The sequence below is a fragment of the Roseateles sp. P5_B10 genome (genome assembly GCF_056400485.1).
Genome location: NZ_JBFULE010001383.1, coordinates 1 through 839, shown reverse-complemented (window position 1 = coordinate 839; position 839 = coordinate 1). Strand labels below are relative to the sequence as shown.

The window sequence follows — 839 nt, the reverse complement described above, 5'->3', positions numbered from 1 at the left end:
TCACCCGTGTGCTGCTGAATCTGATTGCGAACGGCTTTTACGCCGTGAGCGAGCGTCTTGCCGAACGCGGCTCGGGCTTCGAGCCGACTTTGAGCGCGCGGACGCGCAACCTTAGCGAATCCGTCGAAATTCGTATCCGAGATAATGGCGTCGGTATGTCACCCGACATCAAGGAGAAGATATTCGATCCCTTCTTCACGACCAAGCCTCCGGGAGAGGGGACCGGGCTCGGGCTGTCCATGACCTACGATATCGTGGTGAAGCAGCATGGCGGCCGTATCGATGTTGATACAGAGCCAGGCGCATTCACGGAATTCATAATCACATTGCCGCGCGGTAGCGAGGCCCGGAGAGATCGATCGTGACGTTAACGACACCTGCCATAGACATCGGCTTGCTTGCGGGATCCGGAGGAGCCCGCATGACCGCTACCGTTTTAATGGTCGATGATGAGCCCGATCTGGAAACGCTCGTCCTGCGAAAATTTCGCCGCCAACGCCGGGAAGGCCTGATCGACTTTCTGTTTGCCCGCGATGGCGCAGAGGCGCTCGATATGATCGATCGACATCCCCATGTCGATCTCGTTGTGCTCGACATCAACATGCCGCGTATGGACGGGCTGTCGCTGCTGGAAACGCTGCAGCAACGAGATGATCGGAAATCGGCGATCATCGTTTCGGCCTATGGCGATATGACCAATATCCGCACCGCCATGAATCGCGGAGCGTTCGACTTCCTGACGAAGCCGATCGATTTTTCCGATCTGGAGGCCACGATCCTGAAGACACTTCGGCATGTGGAAGCTCTGCGCGAGGCACAACGTCGCCAGACGGATGCGG

General features: G+C 57.7%; 2 protein-coding genes. Both read left to right on the top strand.

Annotated features, from left to right (window positions below; genetic code table 11):
* Window positions 1–365: sensor histidine kinase (locus AC1DU6_RS33495; RefSeq protein WP_477862658.1), on the top strand; the 365-nt coding region annotated here is incomplete at its 5' end.
* Window positions 366–421: 56 nt separating this feature from the next.
* On the top strand, window positions 422–839 hold a 418-nt coding region (locus AC1DU6_RS33490), incomplete at its 3' end, for a response regulator (protein ID WP_477862656.1).